This window comes from Streptomyces mutomycini (assembly GCF_001700505.1).
GTDB classification, from domain to species: Bacteria; Actinomycetota; Actinomycetes; order Streptomycetales; family Streptomycetaceae; genus Streptomyces; species Streptomyces mutomycini.
Window position 1 is genome coordinate 44,527 of sequence record NZ_MAPV01000077.1, and the last position, 8,368, is coordinate 52,894.

The 8,368-nt window shown below is 70.1% G+C and carries 10 protein-coding genes; 9 read left to right on the forward strand and 1 reads right to left on the reverse strand.

The genetic code is table 11. The annotated features are described in order from the left end of the window. The first annotated feature begins 40 nt into the window (after positions 1-40). Together BFF76_RS12060 and BFF76_RS12065 are read left to right on the forward strand one after the other, a co-directional pair. Positions 41-865, forward strand: coding sequence for a Fic family protein (locus BFF76_RS12060; RefSeq protein WP_065848185.1), 825 nt, complete (start codon positions 41-43; stop codon positions 863-865). 54 nt (positions 866-919) lie between these two features. Next, positions 920-1,150: a bacteriocin immunity protein gene (locus tag BFF76_RS12065; protein ID WP_031090884.1), complete on the forward strand. Its 231-nt coding sequence runs from the start codon at positions 920-922 to the stop codon at positions 1,148-1,150. Between the two features lie 625 nt (positions 1,151-1,775). Here BFF76_RS12065 and BFF76_RS12070 read toward each other — a convergent pair. Continuing rightward, positions 1,776-2,615, reverse strand: coding sequence for an HAD family hydrolase (locus BFF76_RS12070; RefSeq protein ID WP_031090886.1), 840 nt, complete (start codon positions 2,613-2,615; stop codon positions 1,776-1,778). A 497-nt stretch (positions 2,616-3,112) separates the two neighbouring features. Between BFF76_RS12070 and ssd the strand changes: the two genes are divergently transcribed. The 7 genes from ssd (at position 3,113) to BFF76_RS12105 (ending at position 8,321) form a co-directional block, all read left to right on the forward strand. Then, positions 3,113-4,255 carry a septum site-determining protein Ssd gene (ssd, locus tag BFF76_RS12075; RefSeq protein ID WP_053929459.1) on the forward strand — a complete coding sequence of 381 codons (1,143 nt, stop codon included), beginning with the start codon at positions 3,113-3,115 and terminating at the stop codon, positions 4,253-4,255. Continuing rightward, complete coding sequence (locus BFF76_RS12080; RefSeq protein ID WP_065848186.1) at positions 4,252-5,400, forward strand: TadA family conjugal transfer-associated ATPase; 1,149 nt, start codon at positions 4,252-4,254, stop codon at positions 5,398-5,400. Before ssd ends, BFF76_RS12080 begins: the two co-directional genes overlap by 4 nt. A 23-nt stretch (positions 5,401-5,423) precedes the next feature. Further along, positions 5,424-6,269, forward strand: a complete 846-nt coding sequence (locus BFF76_RS12085) for a type II secretion system F family protein (protein ID WP_031090893.1) — start codon at positions 5,424-5,426, stop codon at positions 6,267-6,269. Next, entirely contained in the window at positions 6,266-7,069 is an 804-nt protein-coding gene (locus tag BFF76_RS12090) for a type II secretion system F family protein (RefSeq protein ID WP_107418421.1), read from the forward strand. Before BFF76_RS12085 ends, BFF76_RS12090 begins: the two co-directional genes overlap by 4 nt. Positions 7,070-7,349: 280 nt before the next feature. Then, complete coding sequence (locus BFF76_RS12095; RefSeq protein WP_053929457.1) at positions 7,350-7,571, forward strand: DUF4244 domain-containing protein; 222 nt, start codon at positions 7,350-7,352, stop codon at positions 7,569-7,571. Further along, complete coding sequence (locus BFF76_RS12100) at positions 7,558-7,938, forward strand: TadE family type IV pilus minor pilin (RefSeq protein WP_051834494.1); 381 nt, start codon at positions 7,558-7,560, stop codon at positions 7,936-7,938. Before BFF76_RS12095 ends, BFF76_RS12100 begins: the two co-directional genes overlap by 14 nt. Further along, positions 7,935-8,321 carry an Rv3654c family TadE-like protein gene (locus BFF76_RS12105; protein ID WP_234316662.1) on the forward strand — a complete coding sequence of 129 codons (387 nt, stop codon included), beginning with the start codon at positions 7,935-7,937 and terminating at the stop codon, positions 8,319-8,321. Before BFF76_RS12100 ends, BFF76_RS12105 begins: the two co-directional genes overlap by 4 nt. The last annotated feature ends 47 nt before the right edge of the window (positions 8,322-8,368 follow it).

An 8,368-nucleotide genomic window follows, 5' to 3' on the forward strand; every position in this document is an offset into this window, starting at 1 on the left:
CGAGCGGTAACCGCACCCGGGGCGCGTAGCCTCCCTACTTATGAGTACGACTTCCTCGGACCCGCTTGCCGCCCTAGGGGAACTGCCGGGGGTCCCCGATGCGGTGGACTCCGTGCGCAAGGCCGTGGACCGGGTCTACGGACACCGGGTCATGCGGCGCCGAAGCAACGAGGTCACCGCAGAGGCGGCCTTGCGAGGAGCCCGCGGTTCTGCGGCGCTCTCCGGCGCCGACTGGAACCTGGAAGAGGTCCGACGACGCACTGACTTCAGCGGTGAGGACGAGGCTCGTGTCATCGGTGCCGCCCTGAGGCTCACGGCGGAGGCGGGGCAGTTGCTCTCCATCTGGAGGCAGTCACCGCTTCGTGTCCTTGCGAGGCTGCATCTCGTCGCGGCGGGCGGCGTGACTCCAGACGATACGGTCGGCAGGCCACGGCTGGCGGGCGAGCCGGTCGACGAACCGTTGATCGAAACGTCTGTCCCCGACGCGGATGAGGTGGCCGGGCGACTCGAAGGGCTTTCGCAGCTGATCATCGCAGGTGGCTCGGCGCCCGCACTGGTGACGTCCTCGGTGGTGCACGGTGAACTGCTTGCGCTGCGCCCTTTCGCTTCGCACAACGGCTTGGTCGCCCGGACCGCCGAGCGGATCGTGCTGATCAACAGTGGACTCGACCCCAAGTCGGTCTGCCCAGCCGAAGTGGGTCATGCGGAACAAGGCCGCGCGGCCTATGTGGCCGCGTTCGAGGGGTACCTGTCAGGAAAGCCTGAGGGGATGGCGGCCTGGATCGCCCACTGCGCGCGCTCGGTCGAACTGGGCGCCAGGGAGTCCACGGCGGTATGTGAAGCGATGCAGCGCGGCGCCGCCTAGGGCTTGTCCGGGCGGTCGCGCCGCTCGGGAGGGTGCGCCGATGGAGGTGGCCTGATGGGTGCGGTGGAGTTGAGTCGGGCTGAAGCGGTCGCGCTTGTGCAGCGGATCGTGGAGGCGGACTACGCCTCGGAGGGCGAGCTGAACGACTGGCTGGACAAGCTCGACAGAGCTCTGGCCTGCCCGTCCGGTCACGTCAGTGACCTGGTCTTCTGGCCGTCGGAGCGGGAGTTGTCGGCCGAGGAAGTGGTCGGCCAGGCTTTGGCGTACCGGCCGATTGCTTTGTGACGCCGGTACTCAGCTACGAAGCCAGATCACGAGGACGGCCGCTGTGTCGGTGTCGAGGGTGACGTAGCCGCGTCGTAGCGTGTGGCGACTGTCCGGTGCTGCTTCAAGCGGTTGATCGCCCGTTCGACGGTGTTGCGCTTCTTGGAGGCGTGCTGTTCCGGGAATCGGCCATGCGGCCCGCCGAGTGTTGCCCGGATGGCCCGGAAGCTTCCGGCGCAGTTCGGCGCAGGTGTGCGGCGGTACCGGTTCCGGTACCGCCGCTGGCACGTCCGCCCAGTTACCAAGCGTCCTCGGTGTATGCCCATCAGGTCAGGTTCTTTGCCCGTCACCTGGTGCGGCTGGCCCGTAATCGACGGGTCGACGTCGCGTGGGTACTCGGCTTTCGTGCACGGTCCGTGGGGCCTTCCTGCGTGAAAAGGTGATCCTCTCGGATGTCCCTGGTCTCGCGGGCCGTTGAGTCCTTTGTACTCCTGGACGGGGGGTGAGCGGAAGGCCTGGTCGCGCTTCTTTACTTTTACTTCCAAATGGTATCGAACCAGGCATTTCGGATTTCCTGCGGTTTGTGGAGCTGGCTGCCTTCGGGTGGGGCTGGTTGCAGGGGAACGGCACTCCGACGCAGGTGGTATCAGGTGGCGACTGCGGCGGCGCGGCGGCGGTTGGCGTACCAGACCAGTCCGGCTGTCGCCGCTGCCGCACCCAGAGCGGCCGCGGCGACGAGTGCCGGCCGAGGCGGCATCGAGAACGAGGGCAGGCGTTGTTTGAGGCGGACGGGTCGGTCGAAGACGAGAATCGGCCATTCCCGCAGGATGGCCTCGCGCCTCAGTGCCCGGTCGGGGTTGACGGCGTGGGGGTGTCCGACCGATTCCAGCATCGGCACGTCGGTGGCTGAGTCGCTGTACGCATAGCAGCGCGAGAGGTCATAACCTTCCGATTCGGCGAGAGCCTTGATCGCCTCGGCTTTGGTGGGTCCGTAGGCGTAGTACTCGACCTCGCCGGTGAAGCAGCCGTCTTCCCCCACGACCATCCGGGTCGCCACGACCCGGTCTGCTCCGAGTAGTTCACCGATCGGTTCCACGACCTCTGCGCCGGAGGTCGAGACGATGACCACGTCACGTCCGGCGGTGTGATGCTCCTCGATGAGGGTCGCCGCCTCGTCGTAGATGATCGGGTCGATCAGGTCGTGCAGCGTTTCGGCCACAAGGTCCTTGACCTGCTGGACGTTCCATCCCTTGCAGAGTGCTGAGAGGTACTCGCGCATCCGCTCCATCTGGTCGTGATCGGCACCCCCGGCTAGAAACACGAACTGTGTGTACGCAGTGCGCAGTACGGCGCGGCGGTTGATCAGCCCGCCTTGGTAGAAGGACTTGCTGAAGGTCAGCGTCGATGACTTCGCAATGACCGTCTTGTCCAGGTCGAAGAAGGCTGCCGTACGCGGCGAGAAGCAATTTTCCACAAAGGTGAGCATAGGGGCCCGCCATTCGGCGTAAAGTCCGGTCGGCGGGTTTGCCTGAGAAGGTGCTCGGGTACACCATGGAAGTCACGGATCGTTCGCGACCGTGCTAACCCGGTCCGGCTCCTCCCCCCCCGAGTCGGCCGTGGGGACGACCCCCGCTCTCCCCCCCGGCGGGGGTCGTCGCACGTCCGGACGCTTTTTTCGAGCATCGGATCAGAGCTCTCCCTCCCTTGTCGTCTCCGTCGCTCCCCGTCGGGGCGGTCCACTCGACCATGCCTCGTGACTGTGCGTAGCGGAAGAGCTGCGCCCCGAAAGTCCCCTGGACGAGCTACCGAGATATTCACAGCGCTGGGGTTGTCCACAGTTCTTGAGCAAGATCCACATCTTTTTCCCAGCCGTTGCATGTTGATTCCACCCACGAAGTCCGTGGGTTCCGGAATCGCGCATCTTCGACGCGTTCGAGATCGCCGCGAAACCGCACTGAAGGGACATGAGGAGGGGCGGAGATCGTGGCTGGATTGTTCGCGGGCGGAGGTCCGTCGAGCGCCGAGCAGCGGCGGGAAGGGCCGCTGATCGTGACCGAGGACCCGGAGTTGCTGGACGACCTGCTCAGGCTGTGCGCAGCCGCGGGGTCGGTGCCCGAGGTTCATCACGGGGCTCCGGGAGAGCGGGGCTGCTGGGAGAGTGCCCCGATGGTTCTGGTCGGCGACGACGCGGCGCGCAGTTGCCGTGGGTTGCCCCGCAGACCGGGCGTCATGCTCGTCGGGCGGGATCAGGACGACCCCGATGTATGGCGCCGTGCGGTGGAGGTAGGAGCCGAATACGTGCTGAGGCTGCCTGATTCCGAAGGATGGCTCGTCGACCAGATCGCCAATGCGGTTGAGGGTGTGGGCCGATCCGCGCTCACCGTGGGAGTGCTGGGCGGACGCGGCGGCTCCGGCGCATCCACGCTGGCCTGTGCGCTCGCCGTCACGGCGGCGCGGTCGGGTCGTCGGACCATGCTGATCGACGGCGATCCCCTGGGCGGCGGAATCGACGTGTTGCTCGGCGGGGAGGAATCCGAGGGTTTGCGATGGCCTGATTTCGCTCGTTCGAAAGGAAGGCTGGGTGGAGGTGCGCTGGAGGAGTCCCTGCCCGCGTTGCACGGGCTTCGTGTGCTCAGCTGGGGCCGCGACGACGAAGTGATCGTTCCACCGCAGGCCATGCAGTCGGTGCTCGCCGCGGCGCGCCGGCTCGGCGGGGCGGTGGTCGTGGATCTGCCGCGACGGGTTGACGAGGGTGTGGCAGAAGCGCTGGCGCAGATGGACGTCGGACTGCTCGTTGTGCCTGGGGAGCTGCGAGCGGTCGCGGCGGCGCGGCGTGTGGCTGCTGCTGCCCGAATGATCCTGCAGGACCTGCGCGTGGTCGCCCGGGGCCCCTACACGGCTGGCCTGGACGAGCAGTGGGTGGCGCGGGCCCTGGGACTGCCGCTTGTGGGCGACCTGCCCACGGAGGCCGGCCTGTCTTCGGCTCAGGACAGCGGTGTACCCCCGGGCGGGAACACCCGCGGCCCGCTGGCCCGCTTCTGTGCCGCCTTCTGGGATCTGGCGGATGCCCCTGCGGGCCGCTCGGACGTGGTCCCGGCCCGGCTTCGCGGGGGAGCGACGTCATGAGCGACGCGTTGCTCGACGCCGTACGCCAACGGCTGGCCCGCAGCGGTGCGGCCCCCACTCCGGCCGGGGTGGCTGCCGCACTGAGAGAGCAGGGCCGTTTGCTCGGCGACGCGGAAGTCCTCGGCGCTGCCGAGGAACTGCGGGGCGAACTGGTCGGCACGGGAGTGCTGGAGCGGCTCTTGGCAGATCCCGCGGTCACCGATGTGCTTGTGTCCGCTCCGGACCGGGTGTGGGTGGACCGTGGCGGCGGACTTGAGCTGACGCGCGTCACCTTCCAGGATGCGGCGGCCGTCCGGAGGCTGGCTCAGAGGCTTGCCGCAGTGGCGGGGCGCAGGCTGGACGACGCGCGGCCGTGGGTGGATGCCCGGCTGCCGGACGGCACGCGTATGCACGCTGTGCTGCCGCCCGTGTCCGTCGGCTCGACGTGTCTCTCTCTGCGGGTGGTGCGGCCCAGGGCCTTCACCCTGGCGGAGCTCGTGGCGGCGGGGACGGTCCCGCCCGGCGGCGACCGGGTGCTGAGAGCTCTGGTCGAGGCCCGGGTCTCGTATCTGATCAGCGGGGGCACCGGCGCTGGGAAGACAACCCTCCTGTCGAGCTTGCTGGGGGCGGTCGGGCAGCGGGAGCGCATCGTGTTGGCGGAGGATTCGGCGGAGTTGCGCCCGGATCACCCGCACGTGGTGCGTCTGGAGTCGCGTCCCGCCAACCAGGAGGGTGCTGGACGGGTGACGCTACGTGACCTGGTGCGCCAGGCGTTGCGCATGCGTCCTGACCGGCTGGTGGTGGGGGAGGTCCGGGGGGCCGAGGTGACGGAGCTTCTGGCGGCCCTCAACACCGGACACGAGGGCGGTTGCGGCACGGTGCACGCCAACGCGGCCGAGCATGTTCCGGCGCGGTTGGAGGCCCTCGGGACGGCCGCGGGCCTCGATCGTGCAGCTCTGCACAGCCAGTTGGCTGCTGCGTTGTCCGTCGTCGTCCACCTCGCTCGGGACAGGGGCGGGCAGCGGCGTCTGGCCGAGGTGCATGTCCTCGAACGGGATTCCGCAGGCCTGGTCGTCACCGTGCCCGCGCTGCGCTGGGGCGCCGGTGGCTTCGAGTCGGAGCGGGGCTGGGAGCGGCTCGGGACGCTGATCGGGGAGGAGCTGTGACCGCGGCGGGCCCTGTACCTCTGATGCAGGTGCTGGCCTGGGTGATGGCGGGGTGCACGGGTCTGGCAGGTGGTCTGGCTGTGGCCCGGGACCCGGGGGTGCGGCGAGCCCGGCTGCTGATGGCAGGACGTGGGGAGGAGCAGTGGGGGTCTGCGGCCTGGGCTATGGTCCGCGGGCTCGTCGAAAGGCGACGGGAATGGCTGTGCGCCCCTGTGGCGGCCTTTCTCGCTGTGCTGGGGGAATCGGTGCTGCCGCTCCTCGCGGGCGCTGTGGCGGTTGTGCTGGTGAGGCGCTGGCTGCGACGGCGGGCGGGCCGCGATGAGCGCGAGAGGGCGGTCCACGCGGTGACTGCTCTCTGTGGAGCGGTGGTCGGCGAATTACGGGCAGGGCGTGAGCCCGGCCAGGCGCTGCTCGCTGCCACACGGAACGTGGGTGGCGAACTGGGTGCGGCCGAATCCGCCGTGCTGGCCGCCGCGAGGTTCGGCGGCGATGTGCCAGGCGCCCTGCGGCAGGCATCGGCGGGGCCCGGCCTCGACGGGCTCGCCGGGATGGCGGCCTGTTGGCGCGTGGCTGTGGACGGGGGAGCGGGACTCGCGGCAGGTCTGGCACGCCTGGAGAGCGCCCTGCGAGGCGAGAGGAGGCGGCGGGAGGAACTGCGGGCACAGCTGGCGGGCGCGTGGTCGACCGTCGCGGTCCTGGCTTTGCTGCCGGTGCTCGGCCTGGGGCTGGGCGCTGCACTCGGAGCAGACCCGCTGGGGGTTCTGCTGCACAGCCCGGGTGGGCTCGTCTGCCTGATGGTGGGCGGACTGCTGGAGGCAGCGGGGCTGTTCTGGGCATCGCGGATCGTGCGGGCGGGGGAGGCGCCGTGAGCGGGGTGCCTGGTTCGGGGGAATCGCTGGGAGCGGCCGGGGCGGCAGTGGGTGCAGCTGTATACCTCACCTCCACACTGACCGTGCGGCGGCATGAGCGCGCGATACGCCGAAGGGGTGCGCTCCTGGCCGGGTCCTGCGCGAGCAGGCAGAGGCCGGGGCGGATGCGCCTTCGGGCGTGGGGGCGGAGCCGTGCTCGGCGGTGGGCGGTGTTCCTCGCAGCCTCGGCGGCAGGCTGGATCCTCGTGGGCACACCCGCCGGCTGCGGGGCCGGGTTTGCGGCGGCGTACGGACTGCGGCGGTGGCGGCGCTCCGTGAGGGGGCGTGGAGCCGCAGGCCGGGAGGCCGAGGCTGCGCTGGTCGCCCGGCAACTGCCTGTTGTCGCGGATCTGTTGGCATCGTGCCTGTCGGCCGGTGCCGGCCCGCGGGACGCGGCGGAGGCGGTCGGGGAATCCATTGGCGGTCCGGTCGGCGAGCGACTGGCCCGTACGGCGGCCGAGATCCTCCTCGGTGGTGAACCTGCTCAGGCATGGGGCCGGTTCGGGGAGATACCGGGAGCTGCGCCGCTGGCGCGTTGTCTGGAACGTGCCGCATCGACGGGGGCGCCTGCGGCTGAGCCGGTTTCCAGGCTGGCCGACGAGATGCGCGCCGCAGGGGCGAGCGCGGCCGTGGCGCGTGCCCAGCGGGCGGGCGTGCTGATCACCGCACCTGTGGGGCTCTGCTTCCTGCCCGCCTTTCTGGCGGTGGGGGTGGCCCCGGTGGTGATCGGACTGGCGACCGGTCTGCTGGACCGCAGCTGAACTTGAACGGTCGTTCAGTCGGAGGCCGGCTCCGAACGCGGGTCTCGGCGGGGAAATGCCATGACTCGGATGAGATGCCGACGGAGAACCGGCGCCGGATGCCCGCCGGTGCACGAGCCGAGGCCCTGGCTGGTTTGGAGCGGGAGCCGTGCCGGACCGCTCCCGCTGTCGCGAAGTGCCGGTTCGCCCGAGCGCCGAATCATGCGAAGCACCGAATCGAAAGTTCCGAATGAAAACAACGTGGGTTCTGGACATGGGGGTTGAGATGGGAAGGAAAGCCATGGAGCGGTCTCTGAATGCGCTGCGCCGTGCTTGGGAGGCCGGGTTCGGCGGGCGGGCCCGGTGCCGCGGTCTCGATCGTGGAATGACGACGTCGGAGTACGCGGTGGGGACCATTGCTGCCTGCGCCTTCGCGGCGGTGCTCTACAAGGTGGTCACCAGTGGGGCAGTGCTGTCGGCGTTGCAGTCATTGATCAAGGACGCCCTCGATGCGAAGTTCTGAGGACCTGGGGAGGGGCCTGACCGGTGACCGGGGGGCGGTGACGGCGGAGGCCGCCATGGCACTCCCTGTGCTGGTGGTGTTCGTCCTCGCGCTTGTATGGGCGTTGGTGGCCGCGTCGGACCAGATCCGCTGTGTGGACGCGGCGCGGGCCGGAGCGCGGGCAGCGGCCCGCTCGGAGCCGGAGGGTGCCGTACGGGCCGCGGCGCGGGAGGCGGCGCCGGGCAGGGCACGGGTCGCTGTGGAGCGGGCCGGAGGGCTGTGGCGGGTCCGGGTGGAGGCGCCGACTCCGGGGCCCGGGCCGCTGGGCCTGACGCTGAGTGCTGAGGCTGTCGCGTTGGCCGAGGACACCGTGGGGACGGAACAGTGAGAAGGCTGCGCGGCACCCCCGGCAACGGTGACCGGGGGCTGGCGACGGTCTGGGTGGCTGTCACAGCGGCGACGCTCTGCGCGGTGTTCGCCATGGTGCTGGCCCTCGGCCAGGCCGTGTCCGCCCGTCACCGGGCCGGCGGTGCGGCGGATCTGGCGGCGCTCGCCGCAGCCGATCAGGCGCTGCGCGGTGCGGAGGTGGCGTGCGCGGCGGCCGGGAAGGTCGCCTCGGCCCAGGGAGCGGACATCGTGCGTTGTGGGGTTCAGGGAGAGATCGCCGACGTGACTGCCCGCGCACAGTTCGGACCATACGCACCTGAGGTCAGGTCGAGAGCAGGGCCCCCGGAGGCCCCGTTGCGCCCTGCGTGGTCCGCGGCGTCGTAATTCGCCGGGAGAGCCGGGGACCGGGGTGCCGGGGGAGCGTGGGGAGC